The organism is Tangfeifania sp. (assembly GCF_055108615.1).
Genome location: NZ_JBSQIC010000065.1, coordinates 1 through 21,523, shown reverse-complemented (window position 1 = coordinate 21,523; position 21,523 = coordinate 1). Strand labels below are relative to the sequence as shown.

19 protein-coding genes, 1 tRNA gene and 2 pseudogenes are annotated in these 21,523 nt (G+C 40.4%); 12 read left to right on the top strand and 10 right to left on the bottom strand.

Annotation, left to right across the window (positions count from 1 at the left end):
- Nucleotides 1–3,832 (top strand): Ig-like domain-containing protein (locus ACTCNA_RS13225; RefSeq protein WP_462948395.1); only part of this gene is annotated, 3,832 nt, incomplete at its 5' end.
- Nucleotides 3,833–3,862: 30 nt separating this feature from the next.
- Nucleotides 3,863–4,804 carry a PorP/SprF family type IX secretion system membrane protein gene (locus tag ACTCNA_RS13220; protein ID WP_462948394.1) on the top strand — a complete coding sequence of 314 codons (942 nt, stop codon included), beginning with the start codon at nucleotides 3,863–3,865 and terminating at the stop codon, nucleotides 4,802–4,804.
- A gap of 105 nt (nucleotides 4,805–4,909) precedes the next feature.
- Here ACTCNA_RS13220 and ACTCNA_RS13215 read toward each other — a convergent pair whose 3' ends face one another.
- Nucleotides 4,910–5,692: an HD domain-containing protein gene (locus ACTCNA_RS13215; protein ID WP_462948393.1), complete on the bottom strand. Its 783-nt coding sequence runs from the start codon at nucleotides 5,690–5,692 to the stop codon at nucleotides 4,910–4,912.
- Nucleotides 5,693–5,851: 159 nt separating this feature from the next.
- On the opposite strand from ACTCNA_RS13215, the gene ACTCNA_RS13210 reads away from it, so the two are divergent.
- From ACTCNA_RS13210 to ACTCNA_RS13190, 5 genes are all read left to right on the top strand, one after another.
- Nucleotides 5,852–5,923 (top strand) — tRNA-Arg (locus ACTCNA_RS13210).
- Nucleotides 5,924–6,280: 357 nt separating this feature from the next.
- A complete protein-coding gene (locus tag ACTCNA_RS13205) occupies nucleotides 6,281–6,934 on the top strand; it encodes a redox-sensing transcriptional repressor Rex (RefSeq protein ID WP_462948392.1) in 654 nt (217 codons plus the stop codon).
- A 19-nt stretch (nucleotides 6,935–6,953) separates the two neighbouring features.
- Nucleotides 6,954–7,154: a hypothetical protein gene (locus ACTCNA_RS13200; protein WP_462948391.1), complete on the top strand. Its 201-nt coding sequence runs from the start codon at nucleotides 6,954–6,956 to the stop codon at nucleotides 7,152–7,154.
- Nucleotides 7,155–7,281: 127 nt separating this feature from the next.
- A complete protein-coding gene (locus tag ACTCNA_RS13195) occupies nucleotides 7,282–8,643 on the top strand; it encodes a sigma-54-dependent transcriptional regulator (RefSeq protein WP_462948390.1) in 1,362 nt (453 codons plus the stop codon).
- Nucleotides 8,644–8,889: 246 nt separating this feature from the next.
- The gene (locus ACTCNA_RS13190; RefSeq protein ID WP_462948389.1) at nucleotides 8,890–9,648 is read left to right on the top strand and encodes an SDR family NAD(P)-dependent oxidoreductase; all 759 of its coding nucleotides are present in this window, start codon (nucleotides 8,890–8,892) and stop codon (nucleotides 9,646–9,648) included.
- Between the two features lie 110 nt (nucleotides 9,649–9,758).
- Here the strand turns inward: ACTCNA_RS13190 and ACTCNA_RS13185 are convergent, their stop codons facing one another.
- Nucleotides 9,759–9,983 carry a hypothetical protein gene (locus ACTCNA_RS13185; protein ID WP_462948388.1) on the bottom strand — a complete coding sequence of 75 codons (225 nt, stop codon included), beginning with the start codon at nucleotides 9,981–9,983 and terminating at the stop codon, nucleotides 9,759–9,761.
- A 67-nt stretch (nucleotides 9,984–10,050) separates the two neighbouring features.
- Here ACTCNA_RS13185 and ACTCNA_RS13180 point away from each other — a divergent pair, with 67 nt between their 5' ends.
- Entirely contained in the window at nucleotides 10,051–10,200 is a 150-nt protein-coding gene (locus ACTCNA_RS13180) for a hypothetical protein (protein WP_462948387.1), read from the top strand.
- 60 nt (nucleotides 10,201–10,260) lie between these two features.
- On the opposite strand, the gene ACTCNA_RS13175 is transcribed toward ACTCNA_RS13180, so the two are convergent.
- Entirely contained in the window at nucleotides 10,261–11,709 is a 1,449-nt protein-coding gene (locus ACTCNA_RS13175; RefSeq protein ID WP_462948385.1) for a S41 family peptidase, read from the bottom strand.
- Nucleotides 11,710–11,748: 39 nt separating this feature from the next.
- The gene (locus tag ACTCNA_RS13170) at nucleotides 11,749–13,830 is read right to left on the bottom strand and encodes an HD family phosphohydrolase (RefSeq protein ID WP_462948384.1); all 2,082 of its coding nucleotides are present in this window, start codon (nucleotides 13,828–13,830) and stop codon (nucleotides 11,749–11,751) included.
- 186 nt (nucleotides 13,831–14,016) lie between these two features.
- Between ACTCNA_RS13170 and ACTCNA_RS13165 the strand changes: the two genes are divergently transcribed.
- A complete protein-coding gene (locus tag ACTCNA_RS13165) occupies nucleotides 14,017–14,817 on the top strand; it encodes a C40 family peptidase (RefSeq protein WP_462948383.1) in 801 nt (266 codons plus the stop codon).
- An 81-nt stretch (nucleotides 14,818–14,898) separates the two neighbouring features.
- On the top strand, nucleotides 14,899–15,339 hold the full coding sequence (locus tag ACTCNA_RS13160; protein WP_462948382.1) for an NUDIX domain-containing protein: 441 nt from the start codon (nucleotides 14,899–14,901) through the stop codon (nucleotides 15,337–15,339).
- A gap of 76 nt (nucleotides 15,340–15,415) precedes the next feature.
- Here ACTCNA_RS13160 and ACTCNA_RS13155 read toward each other — a convergent pair.
- Nucleotides 15,416–16,393: pseudogene (locus ACTCNA_RS13155) on the bottom strand (HindVP family restriction endonuclease); the annotation flags it as partial.
- A 195-nt stretch (nucleotides 16,394–16,588) separates the two neighbouring features.
- On the opposite strand from ACTCNA_RS13155, the pseudogene dcm reads away from it, so the two are divergent.
- Nucleotides 16,589–17,491: pseudogene (dcm, locus tag ACTCNA_RS13150) on the top strand (DNA (cytosine-5-)-methyltransferase); the annotation flags it as partial.
- Nucleotides 17,452–17,754: a hypothetical protein gene (locus tag ACTCNA_RS13145; RefSeq protein ID WP_462948381.1), complete on the top strand. Its 303-nt coding sequence runs from the start codon at nucleotides 17,452–17,454 to the stop codon at nucleotides 17,752–17,754. The pseudogene dcm and the gene ACTCNA_RS13145, both read left to right, overlap by 40 nt.
- Before the next feature lie 56 nt (nucleotides 17,755–17,810).
- On the opposite strand, the gene ACTCNA_RS13140 is transcribed toward ACTCNA_RS13145, so the two are convergent.
- From ACTCNA_RS13140 to ACTCNA_RS13120, 5 genes are all read right to left on the bottom strand, one after another.
- Entirely contained in the window at nucleotides 17,811–18,470 is a 660-nt protein-coding gene (locus tag ACTCNA_RS13140; RefSeq protein ID WP_462948380.1) for a WbqC family protein, read from the bottom strand.
- Nucleotides 18,470–19,045: a T9SS type A sorting domain-containing protein gene (locus ACTCNA_RS13135; RefSeq protein WP_462948379.1), complete on the bottom strand. Its 576-nt coding sequence runs from the start codon at nucleotides 19,043–19,045 to the stop codon at nucleotides 18,470–18,472. Before ACTCNA_RS13135 ends, ACTCNA_RS13140 begins: the two co-directional genes overlap by 1 nt.
- A gap of 91 nt (nucleotides 19,046–19,136) precedes the next feature.
- Entirely contained in the window at nucleotides 19,137–19,688 is a 552-nt protein-coding gene (locus ACTCNA_RS13130; protein ID WP_462948378.1) for a 2-oxoacid:acceptor oxidoreductase family protein, read from the bottom strand.
- A gap of 11 nt (nucleotides 19,689–19,699) precedes the next feature.
- Complete coding sequence (locus ACTCNA_RS13125; protein WP_462948377.1) at nucleotides 19,700–20,488, bottom strand: thiamine pyrophosphate-dependent enzyme; 789 nt, start codon at nucleotides 20,486–20,488, stop codon at nucleotides 19,700–19,702.
- A 3-nt stretch (nucleotides 20,489–20,491) separates the two neighbouring features.
- On the bottom strand, nucleotides 20,492–21,523 hold a 1,032-nt coding region (locus ACTCNA_RS13120; RefSeq protein ID WP_462948376.1), incomplete at its 5' end, for a 3-methyl-2-oxobutanoate dehydrogenase subunit VorB.

The following is a 21,523-nucleotide window of genomic DNA, read 5'->3' as shown; positions in this document are numbered from 1 at the left end:
CACCAACCCCACCATCATCTGCCCAACTGATATTACCGCCGTGGCTGATGAAGGTACGACTTCAGTTTATGTAACGATTCCGCTGCCCACAGTGAGCGATAATTGCGGAATTGACAGCTACTCCAACGATTACACCGGCACAGAAAACGCAAGCGGTTATTATGATTTAGGGGAAACTATTGTTACCTACACAATAGTTGACGACTGCGGAAATGAAGCCACCTGTGCATTTACTGTAACGGTTCAGGATGAAGAGGCTCCGATACTCGAATGTCCGCCAACCATTACCGTTGACTGTATTGGTGAAGTTCCGGAACCCTATAGTTCGTATGAAGCGTTCATGCAGGCAGGCGGTTTTGCCACCGACAATAATGAGGTGGACGAAAGCAGTTTCATGTTTGTGAGTGAATTTAAGTACAATGTAACCTGTCCGGAAATCATTTCGCGCACTTATCAGATTTCTGATTTCGACGGAAATACAGCAACCTGTACTCAATTAATTAATGTTGATGACAAAATTGCACCGGTTATTAGTGGTGTGCCCGAATCGACTACACTCGAAGGTTGCGACCGGGAAGTGCTTCCTGCACCTGCCGGAACAGTGGAAGAGCTTGAACTTACCGGGTTAACCATTACCGACAACTGTACGGCCAAAGAAGACCTGGTGGTTGCATCAAACGACGTTGCGTCAGGTACCTGCCCCATCGAGGTAACCCGCACCTACACTGTGTACGACGCGTGTGAAAACAGCTCTTCGGTAACTCAGGTATTTTACATCGACGATACCGAAGCGCCAACTTTCACCGCACCGGATGATATCGTTATCTATACCGACGACAACTGCGAATTTGATGCCGGTATTGCCGTAACAGGCGATGTGAGCGATGAAGCCGATAACTGCTCGTCAGGTATTGAAGCAACATTCGAAGATGTGCTTTCGGAAGGCCAGTGTGAAGGTGAAAAAATAATTACCAGAACCTGGAGCCTGGTGGATGACTGCGGAAATGCAGCCGATGAACAGGTACAGGTGATTACAGTAAGAGACAATTTACCGCCTGTTGTTAGCTGCAGCAATATCAGCGTTTCGCTTGATGAAAACGGAGAGTACGCACTCACAGAGGAAGATATTGAAGCAATGGTGGTTGAAACTTCCGACAATTGCAGCAATGCTGAAGATATCGACATTTCATTGTCGCGTTATTCATTCGACTGCGCCGATGCCGGACAGGAAGTAGCAGTAACAGTTACTGCCACCGATTTATGTGGAAATGAATCGACCTGCGAGGCATTTGTAACAGTTATCGATGAGTTCGCTCCTTCAATTACCTGTCCTGAATACATTACAGTTTCAGCTGATGCAGGTGTATGCGGAGCTGTTGTGGAATTTGAAGCGATTGGGGAGGATAACTGCGGCACAGCTGAAGTGAGTTACAGCCACGAACCCGGAACGCTGTTCCCGGTTGGCACAACCACTGTAGAAGTTACTGCCGGAGACAATGCAGGAAATACAGTGAGCTGTTCATTTAATGTGACAGTTACTGATGATGAAGCTCCGGTGATTACCTGTCCTGAAGACATCACCGTTACAGCTGATGCAGGGGTTTGTGAATCGGATGTTACCGTACCGGCTCCGATAGCTATGACTGACAATTGCGGTGAAACAACAGTGATTAACGACTACACCAATACAGCAGATGCCAGTGGCACCTATCCGGCAGGAGCAACAGTTGTTACCTGGACAATTACAGATGAATCGGGAAATACAGATGAATGTGCTATGACCGTTACTGTACTTACTCCGCCTGTGGCTGAAGACGATGCCGTTACAACGAAGGAAAACACACCGGTTTCTATCGGTATTCTTGCCAACGATACTGATTGCAACGACGCGCTCGATCCATCAACCGTGACTGTAACAGTTGATCCGCAAAACGGAACAGTTGAAATTGATCCGGTTACAGGTGAAGCTGTTTATTCACCCAATGAAGATTATGTGGGAACCGACGTATTTACTTATGAAATTTGCAATACCGACGGATTTTGCGACCAGGCCGATGTAACCATCTCCATTACCGAAGTGCTGAACCCGCCGGTTGCACGGAACGACATCAATACAACTCATATCAATACACCGGTTGACGGGGATGTATCCACCAACGATATTGATCCTGACGGCGATGTACTGACTGTAAAACCGGAGCCTGTTGAAGGGCCATCGAACGGAACTGTGGCGCTCAACGCTGACGGAAGCTACATCTATACACCGAATGAAGAATTCACCGGCAAAGATGAATTTGTTTACGAAATTTGCGATGCCAGCGGATTATGCGATAACGCAACTGTTACAATCTCTGTGTTCGACTACGAAGATGAAAACCGTCCGCCGGTAGCTGTAGCCGACAACTACACCGGGAAAGTAAACACTCCTGTTAATGGTCAGCTGCTGGCTAATGATTACGATCCGGATGGGGATAATATTGAAATCAACGTTTCTCCTGTTTCCCCTGCGTCTTCCGGATCACTGACCATTAATACTGACGGGGCTTTCAACTTTGTTCCTGAAGCAGATTTTACCGGAGAAGTAACTTTCGTGTATGAAATTTGTGACGATGGCGAACCGGTATTGTGCGATGAAGCAAAAGTTACTATCGACATCAGAGCAATTAATGAAACTACCAATACCACAGTAGGTGTTGATGACGCGTACTTCACCAAAGTGGATGTTCCGGTTTCGGGCGATGTTTCCGAAAACGATTACGACCCTGAAGGTGACAACCAGGTTTCATTTACTATCGTGCAGGAGCCTGCAAATGGTTCCGCAACATTGAATGCGGACGGAACATTCGAGTACACACCCGATATAGGATTCGACGGTAACGACCACTTTGCTTACGAGGTATGCGACGATAGCGAACCGGTTGCCTGCGACCGCGCAACAGCTTATTTCGTTATTGAAGAAGAAGCCAACCAGCCACCGGTTGCCGAAAACGACGTGCTGTCCATTACAGACTGCAGCTCAGTTATAATCGATGTACTGCAGAACGATTCCGATCCTGACAGCGACGAATTAACTGCACCGGTACTCATCTCTGACGTAAATGCCGGGGAGCTGACACTGAACGAAGACGGCACTTTTGAATATATGCATGAACCGGGCTACGAAGGTGACGTAACATTCACCTACGAAATATGTGATATACCGGAATCAGGAGAATCGCTGTGCGACCAGACAGAAGTAACAATAACCGTTAGACAACCTGACCAGCAGTTGAGCTGCTACATTGAAGAAGTATTCCCGGTTTCGGAAGCCGGAAACGCCGGGGCTGAGGTAATTGTATCCGGAGGCTGGGGTGATTACACGTACGAATGGAGCGACGGGCAAACAACGGCCGTTGCCACAGGACTTTCGCCCGGAGACTACTTCGTGATAGTAACCGATGCCGAAGGTTGTGCCACAGGTTGTGAAATCACCATTGACGAATATGATGGAGAACCTGGAGATCCTGGCGAACAACAACCCTGTGAGTTCTTCATACCTGAAGGATTCTCACCCAACGAAGATGGCATTAACGATTACTTCATAATTGAATGTATGGAGCAATATCCAAATGCCAGCATCGAGGTTTATACCCGCTGGGGAGTTATGGTATATGAGAAAGAAAATTACGGAAACACTGATTTGACGGGCTCAACAGAAGCCTGGTGGGACGGTCGTTCTGATAATAAAATGACGATTGGCAAAGAGAAACTGCCACCTGGTACCTATTTCTATATTCTGCACTTAAATGATGGAAGCGATCCGATTACTGGTTCAGTTTTCCTTAACAGGTAATTTAATGTTTAATCTGAAAAAATGAAAATTATGAAATTCAAATTAAATATCACAAAAGGGTTAGGAATTCTGGTTTTGGTAATCGCAGCCAATGCTTCTTTAGCACAACAGGATCCGATGTACACGCAGTACATGTTCAATTCGCAAACCATAAATCCTGCCTATACAGGAACATGGGAATCGTTAAGTTTTATGGTACTTGCCCGCCAGCAATGGGCTGGATGGGACGGTGCCCCGCAAACCTATACATTCTCGATGCAGGCACCTATGCGCAACGATAAAGTTGCACTGGGACTCAATGTCATCAGCGATAATGTGTTCAAGGAAAAACGGTTTGGGGTGTATGCCGACTACTCCTACCGCGTGAAAGTAACAGAAGCTACCAACCTCCGGATGGGGATAAAGGGTGGTTTTACCAATTACTCCAATAACCTGCAGGAGTACCAGCTTTCACCGGGTGTAAACGACCCGATGTTCCAGGGAGATTTAACCCGGAAATTCATACCCAACTTTGGTGCAGGACTGTTCCTGTACAACCCGAAGTACTATGTGGGGCTTTCGGTACCTAAAATGCTGCATAACGAAATAGATGACGAAAACACCAGCAACTTTTCGGTGCAGGCCGAGTTGAGACACTACTTCCTGGAGGCCGGCGTTGTATTCGATTTGGGTGAGAATTTAAAATTCAAACCTACTTTCCTTACAAAAGCCACCATGGGTGCGCCGGTTCAGTTTGACCTGTCGGCCAACTTCCTGCTCAAAGAAAAGCTCTGGCTGGGAGGAATGTACCGCACACAGGATGCGTTTGGATTTATAGCGCAGTGGATTTTCGGCAACAGCCTGAGGGTTGGTTATGCCATAGATTTTTCTACAACCAATTTGCGTAATTACAACGACGGAACTCATGAAATTATGGTTTCGTACGAGTTAAATACCCTAAAAGAACTGGTGACATCACCAAGATATTTTTAAGCGATAACTTTTTCAATTGTGTTTAGTTAGAACCCAAGGTCCAGCTTTTTTTGCTGGTCTTTGGGTTTTTCTTTTTGTGTAACCAGACTGCACAAACTTGTTGCATTATTCAATCAATTTATTTTCTGCAAATACTTTTACTTTACGGTAAATCCCGATAATCTCATCATTTTTGGGCAGTGTGCTGTATATTTTTTCAAGGAATCTGTTCTTGGAAATCAGCTCAAAAGAGGGTTTGAAATTAATATCGTAAACCCACGAAAGCTGCATTATTTTTACATCGAGCTCGCTTTTCACTTCGCTTTTTGAAACCAGTTTGCCGGCAAGTACCTCTTTGACAACCTGCGGCGAGACTTTTGTTGCAGTGGGCAGTTCCCACGTTAGTGTATGGTTGGGCGGTTTGCTTTTATCGGTGTAATAATCGGTCAGTACTTTCAATATATCGAGTTTATCAGCATCGCGTAGTAGCTTTGCATGAATAATTTCGCGCTCTTTTAATTTTTTGGGCAGGCTGAGCTTATTATGCAATTGAATGGCTACAAATACAAGTTGTTGTAATTCTTCGTTCAGGTTACTTAAAATCTCCTTTTCTTTTAAAATTTGAACAGCGTATTCGGCATGGTCTGCTGATACTTCATCATTAAAAGTATTAAAATCAACCAATTGCTTAAACCGGCCAATGTCGTGAAAAACGGCGGCTGTAAAAGCCACTTTTTTGTCTTCATCGTCCAGCTCAAGGTAATTTGCCAGTTCACGGGCATTGTCAGTCACCCGCAATGAATGCTCCTTTTTAATGGTAAAATTATTTTGTTGATCCGGCGTTAATCCGGTAAACGAATCCACGTATGATTCAAAAAAAACAATTAAAGATTTTTCCTGATCTTGCATCTTATTCGGTTAAAATTAAACAACAAAAGTAAAAATTGTTACCGTTACGCGGCATTGATTGACTTGGTATTTATCAACAACTAAGGTAGAATTAACGAAGTGGGATTGGGAGTAGGAATACAGAGGATTTTTACTATTTTTGCCTCAGCTGGTAAAAATGGCCCCATAGTTCAATGGATAGAATGTCAGATTCCGGTTCTGATGATCTGGGTTCGAATCCCGGTGGGGTCACAAAAATAAAAGCACAATTAATTGTGCTTTTATTTTAAAGGAATTGCACAACCAAGTTTAATTCAAAATTTGATTAAGGCTAAAAAACTATCTTGACAACGGCACAAATCCTGTTTCCACCGGAATTTCCGGAAAATCCTACTCCTTCTACTCTAATTTTTACTTTAACCAGAAAATTTTTGCCCGTGGTATGCATACCCCTGTCAACCCAATGGAAAAAAAATATATTCTAAAGCCTTGTGTTGTTGTTTTAAATTTTAGTTAACAAAAAGAAAAAATAATTAAAGAATTTTTTCTTTAATTTGATTTGTCTTATATTTGAAGTGAAATAAGAAATAAACAAAAAAGCATAATAAAATGAATGAATCAAGAAAATATAAAACAAAAAAACAGGTTTCGGAGCCCACACTGAAACGATTACCGGGCTATTTATATTTTCTTGAGCAACAAAAAGAGGAAGGTGTACTCAATATTTCAGCACCAACAATCGGTAAAAAATTAAGCTGCGACCCAACCCAGGTGGTCAAAGATTTATCGGTTACCGGAATTAAAGGCAAACCGAGAGTGGGCTACAATACTTACGAATTAATACATGCCTTGGAAGAATTTTTGGGATTCAACCGTATTAACGAGGCTTTTCTGGTTGGAGCTGGTAATCTGGGTTCAGCCCTTATGGCTTACCAGGAGCACCAGGAACTGGGCCTGAAAATTATTGCAGCTTTCGATACAGATGAAGCCAAAATTGGAAAATCAGTTGGAGGAATTCATATTCTTGACTACAATAAACTGTTCACTCTATCGGGGCGCTTGAATGTAAAAATCGGGATTCTTACCACTCCCAACAACGTGGCACAGGATGTTGCGGAAGATATGGTAAACTGTGACGTTAAGGCAATATGGAATTTCACTTCTGCCAATCTCGATTTACCCGAAGATATAATTGTACAAACAACTTCAATGAGTGCTTATGCAGCCGTTCTGCTGCGACGCTTAAATGATTCAGATAAATAACCATTAAAAAAAGAAAACCATGAAAAAAGTAAAAAAAATGCTGAACTGTTTAGAAATTTCAATAAAGAAATTTTTCTTTAATTCCATTAAAAATGACAAAAATCAGGAATACAAAAATGAATTCAAACTTGATTTTAGTTCTCCAAAGGACAGCAAGGAAAATGAGGTGGAAGAATATTTGAATAATTACAAATCGACTACCCGCTGGCAAACGATTTAGCGAGGTATTTACTAACCCAAAATTTTATTAAGATTTTATTTTATCTTTGTGTATAAGGGGTAAGGAGTTATTTGCCTCCGGCTGAGTTTTATCAGCCATAAATTTGAAATAAACAGCCCTTATTTTTATGAAGAAAAAAGTATTAGTCATTGACGATGATACTTTCATGTGCGACTTGCTGGTCAATCATTTACAGCAGAAAGAATTTGATGCAAAAGGCACTTATTCAGGCAAAAACGGTATCAAAATGGTTGAAAAGAATCATTTTGATATTGTATTGTGTGATTTTCGCCTTCCCGGAACCGATGGTTATGAGGTTCTTCAGTCAATAAAATCAAAAAAGCCGCTGCTGCCGGTTATTATCATGACAGCCTATGCCGAAGTAAAAATGGCAGTAAAACTGATTAAATCGGGAGCCTTTGATTACGTTACCAAACCAGTTCAGCCCGAAGAAATAATCAAGCTTATTAATAAAGCCCTCGAGCCTAAACAAGAGAGAGAAACAAGTACCACATTCCGTGAAAATTTCATTACCGGCAACAGCCACTCAATTCAAAAAGTAATGCAACACGTAAAAGTGGTTGCCCCAACCGATTTAACTGTTCTGATAGAAGGTGAAACCGGCTCGGGAAAAGAATATATTGCAAAGGCTATTCATTATGCCAGTAAACGAAAAGATAAACCATTTGTGGCAGTTGACTGCGGTGCCATTCCCAGGGAGCTGGCCAACAGCGAACTGTTTGGCCATGTAAAAGGAGCTTTTACAGGAGCTATTAATAACAAAATTGGCTATTTTGAGCAGGCAAAAGGAGGTACTCTTTTTCTAGATGAAGTGGGCAACCTGCCCTACGAAAACCAGGTGAAACTGCTGAGGGCACTTCAGGAGAGGTTTATCAATAAAGTGGGCGATAATAAAGTCATTAAAGTAGATGTAAGAATAATTACGGCTTCCAATGATGATTTGGGGAAAATGGTTGAGGCCAATAATTTCAGGGAAGATCTATTTCACCGCCTCAACGGGTTTAAAATTAGTTTACCCCCGCTGCGCGACCGTGGCGAAGATATCATGGAATTTGCCCGGTTTTTTATTGACAAAGCAAACGCTTCTTTTAATAAATCGGTTAAAGGTGTTAATGAAGAGGCTGAAAAACTTTTTTATGAGTATAGCTGGCATGGAAACTTACGTGAGCTGGAAAATGTAATCAACAGGGCAGTTTTGTTATCAAATGAGGAATTAATTGTTCCCGAAGTTTTACCTGACGAAATTCGCTTAAATAACCTGAACAGAGAGACGAACAAGTTCAAAACAAGTAAACGCGAAGAGATTACCCAACTAAAGGAAGCAACTTTGGTTACCGAAAAAGAGGTGATTACAAATGCGTTGACTGAGGCGAATTACAATAAATCGAAGGCTGCAAAAATTTTGAATATCGACCGAAAAACGCTCTACAACAAAATAAAACAGTACGGAATTAAAATTACCAAATAGCAGCTACAATTTTTACTGATTATACCCGCTTTGATTTCTTTTTAAATTCCCTGGAATGCTTCAAAATAAATTGACAGGTATGTGAAATTTTGTGGATTTGGTTCCCCATTTGAGCATAAATTCAACACCCGTGTTTTATGTTTTTTTTTGATTTGTTCTGAATATTAATTGTTTATGTATTCTTCTGCATGTGGCATAATTTTTTCACAATAAAATTTAGTTAAGAATAACTTAAATTACTTAATTATGAAACGTTTGAAAGATAAAACTGCATTGATAACCGGAGGTGCCGGGGGAATAGGAAAAGCTGCAGCAAAATTGTTTGCCGGTGAAGGTGCCAGGGTTATGCTGGTTGACTTAAATGAAGCCGATTTAAAGAAAGCTGCAGATGAAACCGGAAGCAAAAATGTTAAATTTATTGTAGCTGATGTCAGCAAGGAAGATCAGGTTAGGAATTACGTTCAGGCAACAGCCGAAGCTTTCGGAAAGATTGATGTTTTTTTCAATAATGCCGGAATTGAAGGTAAGGTGATGCCCATAACAGAATATCCATTGAACGAATTTCAAAAAGTTATGGATGTAAATGTAAAGGGAGTCTGGTTAGGATTAAAATATGTAATTCCGGAAATGAATAATGAAGGAAGTATCATAATCACTTCTTCAGTTGCAGGAATGCAGGGCACAGCCAATATTTCGCCTTACGTTGCAAGTAAACATGCGCTGGTAGGAATTATGAAAAGCGCAGCGCTTGAATGTGCACCATCAAAAATTCGTGTTAACTCAATTAATCCATCACCCGTTGATAATCGAATGATGCGCTCGCTCGAGGAAGGATTCGGACCTGGCAAAAGCGATGAAATTAAAAAAGGTTTTGAGAAAGGCATACCGCTTGGAAGATATGCCGAATCGGAAGAGATTGCAAACCTGGCTTTGTTCCTTGCCAGCGACGAAAGTAAATTTATTACAGGTGCTGTTTTACCCATTGATGGGGGAATGACAGCATAGCAGGCAGGGTTTATATGTGAATAATCAGGGTTAAAATAAAAACTTAAAATATAGCATTTATTTTTAACCGAAATAGATTTTTTGTACGATGCATTCACGTCTTATTATTATTATGTTTTCCCTTCCTCTTTTTTCTTTGCTTCCTTAAGCTTTTTCCTTCGATAGAGAAAATAGGCAATGATGATCACCAGTGGTAAAATGAAGTATAGAATGATATTCTTCAAACTGAAATCGATTGGCTCCGGTTCATTTGGCGGGTAAAGGTCGGGTGTTTGAGCAAATGCAGATTGCACCAGTAACAATACAAATCCAATATTTAGCAATATTTTTTTCATTATTTACTTTTTAATTAATTTCTACTTTAAAAAGCAAATTGGAGCAGCTATTGTTCAAAAGCAGGCAATGTGTTTGGGTGTCGGAAATTTTCTGAAAACAGCTTCCGAAATTCCCATCAAACCGGATGTTACTATTTATCCGTTTGAAAACGCCAACGAAGCCCTGATGGATATCAAAAACCGGAAAATAAGGGGAGCTAAAGTGCTAAAAATCTAATTGGCACCAGTTTTAAAAGTAAAGCCAATGGAATTCAGCCACGAATACGTTTATGCCCTATTATTTCCCCAACAACTCCCTTTCTAAATTGTCAATTAGCATTTCCCGTTTATTGGCATCGTATTTTGAAAAACCGCGATCGAAAATAGTATAAGGTATATCAACAACTTTAGCTTTTTTCATGGCTACAACCGGTGTTCCGGTAATATCTTCAAGTGCTGCTTTCAGTAAAGGTTCTGACTTGTCACCAAGGGGAACCGCATCAAAAAGTTCATCTTCAACAGGGATGTCGGGAGAAAAACCATCTTTAAAATTGGTAACCCCCATAGAGTTGGCATAGCGCACAACTATTGGCTGAATTCCCCAGTTGTCAAATTCTTTGTAATAATCTTCGCTTTCGTAGTAAAAATCTGGTGTAACTGTTATTGAGCCTGTATATTTCCCATAGGTGGACTCCCCAATAGTAGTAACATCCATGTATGGCTCCAGTCCGGCAATTGTTAATTCAGAAGCAGAAGCAGTGCCACTGCCGGTTAAAAAATAAACTCTGTTTAAGCCCATTTTCACAGCTGTGGTATCAACAAACGGAATTTCAAGCTGGTCCGTTATATTTTCTGATTTCCAGTAGCTTTGGTATTTATCATTCCACTGAAAAGTAACCAGGGGTTCTTTCCCGTTTACCGTTGACAAGGGAGCAATTGAGCTGCAAAGATGTTGGGCTGCGGTAGTTACACCTCCCGGATTGTAACGTAAATCAATAACCAAATCAGTAATTTGCTCGTCGAGGAAAAATTGCAATGCGGTATCGAGACTGCTGTTGTATTCCGAAATGTATTGGGTATAAAAGAGGTACCCGATTTTGGAACCTTCGTGTTCCACGATATCGGTAATTACTACAGGATTCAGGTTCAAATCTTTTGAGCTCATGGAAACGGTTTCTCCCGGAGAAATGCCTTGCTCACCCAACACACCAAGCGTAACCGAAATACTGCTGCCGCTTAACAATTCCATGTAGTTATCATCAGTTATTACACCGTTGTTGAGTTCCATTAAAATGTCGCCCCTTTTCAAACCTGCATGGAATGCCGGAGTGTTGGGGTAAACATATTCAACTATTGCAAAATAATCTCCTGTGTTTGAAAATGTTCCGAACGCCAGCGAGTAACCAAACGATTTTTCTTTGCCTTCAAAGCTGTCGAACAGGGCATCAACATCATCAGTAATATAAGACCATTTATCTTCGGTGTAAAGTAATTTTTCAAAATAGGCTTCGGGATCAAATTCATAACGTATGTCAATATTCGGTACTTTATCGTACCACAGGTAAACATCGTTCATGGTGACCTCAATGAAACCATTTATTTTTTGAGTTAATTCCGGAGCTTCTTCTTTCGTATTATTATTACTGTTATCTGCGTTGCCCGGATAAGGAATCGGATCTTCTTTGCATCCTGCAACCACTGCCACAATTAGCAGTGTTAAAACCATCCATTTGTTAATTGTTTTCATTCAACTTTGGTATTTCATTTTCTATGCAAAAATAACAAATTATTTTACTGTTGTTTCATCATTTTTTTCCTTCGGATATTCAATTCTGACATGATAAATATTCATCAGTTTATTCAGTAGCGTTTCTTTAATAATTTTAATATCCCTGAACGTTAAATCTGATTCTTCCAGTTGCTTATTCTTTATTTTCTGATCAACCATATTATTGACCAGTTCCTGGATATTTTCTTTTGTTTTTTCTTTTAAGCTACGCGAGGCGGCTTCTATCCCGTCAACAATCATTACCACAGCTGCTTCTTTTGAGCGGGGAAGTGGGCCGGGGTAAATGAACGAGCCGTCGTCAACCTTTTTATCGGGATTTTCTTCCTGGTGTTTCAGGTAGAAATACTGCGCTTTTGTGGTGCCGTGGTGGGTGGCAATAAACTCAACAAGCGACAACGGCAACTTGTGTTTTTTGGCCATTTTTACCCCTTTTTTAACATGATCAATAATGATTTCGGCACTTTTCTGATAATTCATTTTATCGTGAGGGTTAATTCCCACAACCTGGTTTTCAATAAAAAATTCGGGTGTGGCAATTTTTCCAATGTCGTGGTACAATGCGCCGGCGCGTATCAGAAATGGATTTCCGCCAATCTTCAGGATTATCTCTTCGCTTAAATTGGCAATTTGCATGGAGTGTTGAAATGTTCCGGGCGCCTCTTCGGCCATTTTTCTCAGCAGCGGCTGGTTGGTATCAGCCAGTTCAATAAGTGTAACGTCGGATACAAACCCGAACATTTTCTCGAAAATAAAAATGAGCGGGTAAACCAGCAAAAGGAGCACACTGCTGAGAGCAAACCATTGGAGCATTTTGAAGTTATACGATGCCAGGTTTCCTTCATAGATAACATGCAGGGCTGTATAAATAATTGCATAAGTTAAAAATACCCAAAATGCTGCCATAACAAGATGAACCCTGCGGTGCATTTTGTTGAGGCTGAACACTGCAACTACCCCGGCTGAAAACTGCATGAGCACAAACTCATAATTATTGGGAGCGTAAAAACCAGTGAGAATGGTGGCAATAAACAGTGTGAAAATTGCGGTTCGCGAATCGAAAAATGTGCGGATTATGATGGGAAAAATGGCAAACGGAACCAGGTAAATGCTGAGGTTGGGAAAAGTATTGATGAAATTCGTAAAAAATACAATGGTTACCAGAAACAACAGCATGAATGAAAGTTTGCTGAACTGGTGCAAAATATCGAGGCGGTATATGTACATAAACGTAAACAGCAGGCCCATGAAAAGCAAAACAAGCGAACCTTTTCCTATTTGCACCATGTAACTTTTTATGCCCTGTCCTTTTTCATTTTCATAGCTCGCTTCAAGCGATTTCAGTATCTGGAACTTTTCATCGTCAACAATTTCACCCTGAAGGATAATACGTTCCCCGGTTTGAACCATTCCCCGTGTTGTTGAAATATTCCGGGTTACTTCTTCCATCTCCTTGCGGGTAGTGGCCTCGTCGTACTCCAGGTTCGCAGAAATGTACCGTTCTGTTTCCAGTTCGGTCAATTGCTCCGCCAACCTGGGATACTCATTTTCAAGCTGGCTGATTGTGTCCAAAATAGCATTATAGGCTGTTTTTTCGGAATGGATTTTTGACAGTGGTGTTTTTACCACAAGGTTACCAACCCGTTTTTTCAGTTCCTTTTCACCTGAAAGCACTTCATAGGTTTCGGGTGCACGTGGTAAAATTCCAGACGTGTAAAAACTTTTTAAAGCATGGCTCAGTTTTAAAACAGCTCCCTTAAGGGTAGTGTCTCCCGGTGGAACAAGGGCTTGCCAGTCATTTTTTAATTTTTCGGTTTGAATAGAAACAAGTGTTGTATCGAACGAAAAATAGGGAACAACTGATTGTAGCTGTTCTTCTTTTTCACGGTTGATTTCTTCGTCGGTTTTTAAAATGGCAAAATCAAAAGGGGCTACCAGGTTTTCGTGATTCCAGGGGAATCCTTTCTGGTATTCATATTTAAATTTCAGATCACCCGGCATGGCCAGGTAGAGCAAAACTGCTGTCATCACAAATACAAAAACCCAGTAAAATATTCGTGTGTAGCCTTTTAGTTTCTTCAAAAAATTATCCATTATCATAGTGTAATCTCTAATTGCATTAAAAAAAAATAACAACGTAATGTTTAAAAGTTAAAAATAACAATTTTGGAAGGTTTGATACCAACCCATTTTTTTTCATAGTTTTGTGTTCATTCATTAAAATGAGCGCAATTTAGTTTTTCAAAATAAAATTAAGAAATTAATTGAATGAACTACGGTATTTCCAGTTTAAGCCTTATTCCGGTAAGAAAAGATCCTTCCGAGAAAAGTGAAATGGTTACCCAGGTTTTGTTTGGTGAACATTTTGAAATTAAAGAAGAGATGGTTGGATGGAGCTATGTTAATTTAGCATATGATGGTTATGAAGGCTGGATTGACAGCAAAATGGTTACGCCTCTTCCCTTACGTTCGCTAAACAAGCTGGAAAACCGGGCATTTGCTGTATCGGGTGACATAATAAATGTAATTCCTGTTAACGAAGAACAAACCCTGATGCTGGTGGCCGGCAGCACACTCCCGGTTTGGAGGCCCTACCTGAAAGAATTTTCGGTGGGCAAAGACACCTACAAAACTTCCGGTGAAGTTTTTTACCGGAAACTGAAAAATCCCAGGGAAGTACTCATCCGTCAGGCACTGAAATATTTTAATGCACCCTATTTGTGGGGCGGGCGCTCGCCGTTTGGTATCGACTGCAGTGGATTTACACAGGTAATTTACAAAATGGCAGGCGTGAAAATTCCACGCGATGCCAGCGAGCAGGTAAAACTGGGCCGCGCCCTTAGTTTTGTTGATGAAGCCCAACCCGGCGACCTCGCTTTTTTCGACGACGAAGAAGGCAACATTGTGCATGTGGGCATAATCTGGAAACGTAATAAAATCATTCACGCTTCAGGGAAAGTACGCATCGATAACGTGGATCAATTCGGGATTTTCAACATCGATTTGAAACGTTACACCCATAAAATGCGTGTAATGAAGAAAATAATTAATGCCGATGGAACGGATTGAGCTATTCATATACATTATCATTTTTGTTTTTGTAATTTTCCTGATTGTTAAATACTGGAAAACCGGAAGGAAAAATTAAAAATGAACATGTACAGTTACAAATATCCACGGCCGGCATTAACGGTTGATGCAATCGTCTTTGTTAATGATGAAAATGGCACGTCGGTTTTACTCATCGAGCGCGGGATTGAACCCTATAAAGGGAAATGGGCGCTCCCCGGTGGCTTTGTAAATATTGATGAACTGCTGGAAACGGCCTGCAAACGTGAGTTGAAGGAAGAAACCGGGCTCGAGGTGAAGAGCATGGAGCAATTTAAAACCTACGATGCCATTAACCGCGATCCGAGGCACCGGACCATTTCCGTGGTTTATTCAACTGAAATTTCCCAAAAAGCCAAAGTAAAAGGTGGCGACGATGCCGCACATGCAAAATGGTTTCCTGTAAATGACCTTCCTGACATGGCTTTCGACCATCAACAGATTCTAAAAGATTTTTTTCAAATAGAACAAATCAGGATTTAAATACCTTTTTCAAAGTGAATAACAATTATTACGGTATAATTCTATTTATTTTTTTCATCGAAATGATGTGCCCCAATTACATTTCTCCAAAGAGGCTTTCCGCAGTATAATAAATTGTTTGATCAAATCTTCTTTCAGGACTCAATAATTTTTCCCCACCATTTAATATTATTTTTTTCAATATTTCTGGGGGTAATATTGGATTAGTTCTTCTTTTGTGTTTCATATAATTTCTTGTTATTTTACCACTTAAAGCAAATTCTTTGTCACTTTGTTTTCCAAATGCCATTTCAGTATATATTTTCTGAATATTGGTTTTATGAGAAGTAGAAAGTTCATATAGAATTTTTGTTAATCTTGCCGAACTTCGCATATATCTACTTACACTTCCAGTACTTTCTAAAGATCTGTCGATAAATGGTCTGCAAATTGCAAAGTCAGACCATACAAATAAATCAAATGCGTTTTTAGCTAAGATTGGAGATTTTCCCTTAGTCTTCCAAATAGGTTGAATAAGAAAAGGTTTTTGCTTTTTTTGAAATTCTTTTTGAAATGTATTTAAAGAATCAATTATTTGTTCTCTTTTGGAATCTATTTCAATATTACTATCCCAATGCTGTATAGTTGAACAAACTGGTTCAAAGATGTCACGGATTCGCGGGAAATTTTTTTGACAAGAATGAGCGATACCAATTGCTGAATATGATGTTGTAGCTGGTCTAATTACAATTTCAGAACCCCAATCTTTTTCATCTTGCATAAATGTGCTGCTATCAGGAATAACAGTTAACTTCACCTCCAAAGCCCGTAATTGAGAATTTTCATCACTGATAACAAGATCGATCCCCTATATATCATCAAAAGCAAAATTTTGATAAATATCGTATTTAGTTTCAAAATCGAAAGAGAGTTTTGAATTCTCAATGGTAGTATTAAATACCTCATCTATATCAATTTCGGAGGCAACAACTTCCAGATTTTCATTGACTGATAAATAAATTGCAGGAATATTACAATCGCGCATATAGCATGCGAGTGAAGCGGGGAATGTACTATTAAATTGGTTTTAACCCCATAAATCTTTTCCTTTTCTGTTTGATTTATTAATTCCGTATAATTCTGGTTCTTTTGTTTTCATAACAAAAAGACGTCAAAATATTGACGTCAAATAAATATTACGTATATTGCAACGAAAGTTAACAATTTAATAATTGAAAAAAATGATTGGAGTTGATCTTTTTCTGGTTGTGGGGGGATGACACTTGGGTTTCAAAATGCAAACATTAAAGTTGTTAAAGCATTTGAATATTGGGATGAAGCCATAAAGTGTTATGAGAGAAATTTCAAACATCCGATTATTAAGGCTGACCTCAGTAATTATGAATTATTTTTAGACGAAATTTCAAATTCAAACCCAGATATAATTTTTGGTGGCCCACCGTGCCAGGATTTTTCTCATGCTGGTAATAGGCGTGAAGGAACTAATGCTGATTTAACAAGAGCTTATGCTAAAATCATTACAAATTTACGCCCAAAATGGTATGTAATGGAAAATGTTGATAGAACACGCAAGAGCAAAGCATATACTAATGCACGCGATATGATGAAAAATGCTGGCTACGGGATAACAGAGATTGTTCTTGATGCTAGTCTGTGTGGAGCACCACAAAAGCGTAAAAGATTTTTTTCAATCGGATTATTAAATGCATTTGATGGGTTCTTATATAGCGAATTGAAAAATAACTTATCAGTGAACCCAATGACAATTAGAAAGTTTTTCAATAATAGTTTTGAAATTGATTACTATTATAGGCACCCCAGAAATTACAATAGAAGAGCAATTTTTTCTATTGATGAACCTTCACCAACCATACGAGGTGTTAATAGGCCTGTACCTGCTGGCTATCTCGGCCACCCTAATGATCCAGTCGATATTAAAAATGTGAGAGAGCTTTCGACTTATGAAAGAGCTTTGATACAAACATTTCCGGAAAGTTTTGTTTTTCCATCCGAATCCAAAACAACTAATGAACAATTGATTGGAAATGCAGTGCCAGTAAAACTCGCCGAATATGTTGCTAAAGCAGTTGTGAAATACGATCAATGTGAAACATGTATAAAAGAAAAAGATCAATTGACCCTGAGTTTATAAGTTGGTTGCAATCTGAAAAAAAACTTAATAAGCGCAGTTCTATAGATGTAAAATCTCATTTGCTAAGGGCAAATGAAATTATTGATGTAGATGATATTACTTTAGAAGAACCTGAAGTAATTTATAATTTTTCTAAATCTGATAAATATAAAGATTTATCATCAAGCACAAAATCACATTTAAAACGAGCAGTGAGGCTTTATCAAGAATATCTAAATAAAAAATTGAAATATATTGATAAAAAGATATTTAACCAGTTTTAGCAGCTTGACTATTGTTTTTTAGGTTAGGATTGGAATTCAACTTATGGCAAAAGGAATTATTTAATCGTATAAATCCCCGAACTTTGCAAAATATTCAAACTGTTGGGTCCTTCGTTAAACAACAAATCCAAAATGCTGAGATTGGGCACAAAACCAAATTTTTCGGAAAAAACCTGAGTGTACTGCTTGGGGTTGAAATTCGTATCGGGCATGGCCTTTTGTTTTTTGGGTGAAAGCGCTTCGCGGAAATTCAGCGTGTGCTCAGGCACCTTTTCAAAATCTTCGGTAAAAACAGTTAGGGTTTCCATCTCGAGTAATTCACACAATGATTCAAGCACTTCCTGGTTTAAATCGAAAAGATATTTATGCTGTTTTGCAAAAAATGGGAAAATGTCGTCTTTGTAAAATTCAAAAAAAGGGGAAGAGTTATAGGCTGAAAAGATAGTCCGCCAGTGGTTACGCTGCCAATCGGTATCGTACGAAATTTGCAAATCCCTGATTTTTATTTTCTTCCCGCGGCCTTTAACCACCGGGACAACCAGCGGAATAATTCCGTTGGCGCCCAATATCTTGCAGCGGTTTCGGTAGGTTTGTTTGCTGAAATTTTCAAACTGCTCGATATAAATTCTTTCAAACTGTAATAACTTTGAGAAATACTGAACAGGTGGAAAATAGGCGGTTGAAAGCAATATGTTGTTTTTCCCGGTTGCGCCCATTACTGAATCACAATTTTATCTGTAGCCGCCTGGCCGTTATTATCAACCAGTTTTAGCAGGTACACTCCCGCATCAAAATCAACCAGTTTTAGCAGGTACACTCCCGCATCAAACTGCGAAACATCGATATAAATTACCTGTGCATTCAACGCATTTTTTGAAAGAACCAATTTCCCCGAAAGATTGTAAACAAGCAGGCCGGAAACGGGGTTGGCTGCCTGAATGTTAAGCTGCGAGGCAGCTGGATTGGGATAAATTTTATACCCGCTGTTTTCTGCCCATTCCGGCGATGCAGTAAAAGGACAGGATATGGAGGATGATCCCCTTTTTTCGATACCAATGTGTCCGTTATATTCATTTGGAAAATCAGTGAAACGGTTTTCCCCATTGCTGTTGTTGATGATTTTCATGCGGGCATATATTTTGGGCTCATCCGGAATTGTCTTTCCCTGCGTGTCAATAATAATCAGGGGCAAATTAGTTGAGAAATCCCTGATGTCCTGAGCTTTTAACGGCAAAATGTGCAGTGCAAAAATCAAAAAAATGATGATATATTTTACAAAGTGGCTGGTCATTTTATGTCTTTTTAGTATGCATACAGCAGAAAAAAGCCCCTTCGAAAAGAAGAAGCTTCTTACAACTATCTTTTGGTATTCAGCTAATTGCCTACACAACATTTACCGTTTCAACAATTTCCTGGCCTTTTTTAATAGCCTCCAAATTGAGCGGGATTAATTTATGATAACGCTCCGGCAGCGATTTCTCCAGCCCTTTTTCAACGTTATCAATTTTTAAAATGGGTTTCACTTTCAGGTAGCTGCCAAAAACAATCATGTTAAACACTTTGGGATTGCCCATTTCAACGGCAGTTTTTGTCCCTTCCACTTTGTAAATATTAATGTCTTTTCGGGTTGGAGGATTTACAATACCGTTTGGATCGTAAAGTAATATACCGCCGGGTTTAACCGCTTTTTCAAACTTGTCGAGGCTCTGCTGGTTCAGGATAATTGCAGTATCAAATTCATGCAAAATTGGCGAACTGATGCGTTCATCGCTTACAATTACAGTAACATTGGCTGTGCCGCCTCGCATTTCCGGCCCGTACGAAGGGAACCACGTAACTTCTTTGTCTTCCATAATTCCGGAATAGGCCATAATTTTACCCATCGAAAGCACACCCTGTCCGCCAAAACCGGCTATTATTAATTCTTCATTCATAATCGTAGATTTTAGTTGTTTGAAACGGGTTTGTCTTTTTCACTGTCTTTCATATCCCCTAATGGATAAAAAGGAAACATGTTTTCTTCCATCCATTTGTTAGCCTTCACCGGGGTCATTTTCCAGCCCGAATTGCATGAGGAAACCACTTCAACAAAAGAAGTACCCTTTTTATCGAGTACATTTTTGATTCCTTTTTTCAGTGCCCGCTTGCATTTTCGTACTGCCGGTGCTGATTGTGCCGACTGGCGGGTTACGTAGGACGTGCCCGGAAGCTGTGCAACCAAATCGGTCATTTTCAACGGGTATCCGTTTAGTTCTGTATCGCGCCCACATGGAGTGGTTGAAGTGACCATCTTTTCGAGCGTCGTCGGAGCCATCTGGCCACCGGTCATTCCGTAAATTCCGTTGTTGATAAAAACCACCAGTATATTTTCACCCCTGTTACAGGCGTGGATAATTTCAGCTGCTCCAATCGATGCCAAATCGCCATCGCCCTGGTAGGTAAAAACAAACTTTTCAGGGTTCAGCCTCACAATTCCTGTTGCAACCGCAGGAGCACGTCCGTGGGCTGCTTCCTGCCAGTCGATATCAATATAATTGTATGCAAACACAGCGCACCCTACCGGGGCAACTCCAATGGCTTTCTCCTGAAGCCCCATTTCGTCAATGAGCTCGGCCATTAATTTGTGAACAACTCCGTGAGTACATCCCGGACAATAGTGCATAACATTATCCGTTAGCAATTCCGTTTTCCCGTAAACCTGATTTTCAGGTTTTATAATTTCTTTCACATCCATAACCTACTCCTTTAAAAATTTTTGTTCCAAAGCATCCACCACTTCACCGGGAGTGGGAATAATACCTCCCATCCGTCCGAAAAACTCTACACGTCGTGTACTACCTGCCTCATGAACTGCAAGTTTTATATCTTCAACCATTTGACCGGCATTCATTTCAACCGAAAGAAAACCTTTAACTTTTGGAGCCAGTTCACTAATTATTTTTTTCGGGAAAGGAAACAAACTAATGGGCCTGAGCAGTCCCACTTTCAATCCCTTTTCGCGTGCAATTTCCACCGATTTCTGGCAAACGCGGGCAGAAGTACCAAAAGCCACCAAAACGTATTCAGCATCTTCGCACTGAAAAGTTTCGTAACGCTGCTCTTCAGCTTCCATTTGGCGGTATTTTTTCTGAAAGCGCTGATTATTAGCTTCCATCTTTTCAGAATCGAGCTCGAGCGATGTAATCACATTGCGCTCACGGGAAGATGGTTTGCCTGTGGTTGCCCAACTCCCCCACTTCTCAATTACTTCTTCGTCGGTCCAGCACTTTTTGTAATCTGACAGCTCCACCTTTTCCATCATCTGGCCAATGGCACCATCGGCTAAAATCATAGCCGGGTTGCGGTATTTAAAGGCCAGCTTGAAAGCCAAATCAACAAAGTCGTTCATTTCCTGAACCGACGACGGAGCCAGCACAATCATTTTGTAATCGCCATGGCCGCCACCTTTCACGGCCTGCGAATAATCGGCCTGCGAGGGCTGAATCGTTCCCAGTCCCGGGCCACCACGCTGAACATTTATTACAAGGCAGGGCAACTCGGCTCCGGCAATGTAAGAAATACCTTCGGCCATTAAACTAATTCCGGGACTGGAAGAGGATGTCAAAACTTTTTTGCCTGTTGCTGCAGCGCCATAAAGCATGTTTATTGCGGCCACTTCACTTTCGGCCTGCAGTACTTTCATCCCTGTTTCGTTCCAGGGCGCACGTAACATTAACGTTTCCATCACTTCCGACTGAGGCGTAATAGGATAGCCAAAATAACCGTCGCA

Bases quoted from the DNA above. Each gene is read 5' to 3' on its own strand.
- ACTCNA_RS13200 (WP_462948391.1), top strand. From the start codon at position 6,954: ATGAAAAAAGTAAAAAAAATGCTGAACTGTTTAGAAATTTCAATAAAG.
- ACTCNA_RS13175 (WP_462948385.1), bottom strand. From the start codon at position 11,709: ATGAAAACAATTAACAAATGGATGGTTTTAACACTGCTAATTGTGGCA.
- ACTCNA_RS13215 (WP_462948393.1), bottom strand. From the start codon at position 5,692: ATGCAAGATCAGGAAAAATCTTTAATTGTTTTTTTTGAATCATACGTG.
- ACTCNA_RS13125 (WP_462948377.1), bottom strand. From the start codon at position 20,488: ATGGATGTGAAAGAAATTATAAAACCTGAAAATCAGGTTTACGGGAAA.
- ACTCNA_RS13135 (WP_462948379.1), bottom strand. From the start codon at position 19,045: ATGACCAGCCACTTTGTAAAATATATCATCATTTTTTTGATTTTTGCA.
- ACTCNA_RS13130 (WP_462948378.1), bottom strand. From the start codon at position 19,688: ATGAATGAAGAATTAATAATAGCCGGTTTTGGCGGACAGGGTGTGCTT.
- ACTCNA_RS13185 (WP_462948388.1), bottom strand. From the start codon at position 9,983: ATGAAAAAAATATTGCTAAATATTGGATTTGTATTGTTACTGGTGCAA.
- ACTCNA_RS13145 (WP_462948381.1), top strand. From the start codon at position 17,452: ATGTATAAAAGAAAAAGATCAATTGACCCTGAGTTTATAAGTTGGTTG.
- ACTCNA_RS13190 (WP_462948389.1), top strand. From the start codon at position 8,890: ATGAAACGTTTGAAAGATAAAACTGCATTGATAACCGGAGGTGCCGGG.
- ACTCNA_RS13165 (WP_462948383.1), top strand. From the start codon at position 14,017: ATGAACTACGGTATTTCCAGTTTAAGCCTTATTCCGGTAAGAAAAGAT.
- ACTCNA_RS13205 (WP_462948392.1), top strand. From the start codon at position 6,281: ATGAATGAATCAAGAAAATATAAAACAAAAAAACAGGTTTCGGAGCCC.
- ACTCNA_RS13180 (WP_462948387.1), top strand. From the start codon at position 10,051: ATGTGTTTGGGTGTCGGAAATTTTCTGAAAACAGCTTCCGAAATTCCC.
- ACTCNA_RS13195 (WP_462948390.1), top strand. From the start codon at position 7,282: ATGAAGAAAAAAGTATTAGTCATTGACGATGATACTTTCATGTGCGAC.
- ACTCNA_RS13220 (WP_462948394.1), top strand. From the start codon at position 3,863: ATGAAATTCAAATTAAATATCACAAAAGGGTTAGGAATTCTGGTTTTG.
- ACTCNA_RS13160 (WP_462948382.1), top strand. From the start codon at position 14,899: ATGAACATGTACAGTTACAAATATCCACGGCCGGCATTAACGGTTGAT.
- ACTCNA_RS13140 (WP_462948380.1), bottom strand. From the start codon at position 18,470: ATGGGCGCAACCGGGAAAAACAACATATTGCTTTCAACCGCCTATTTT.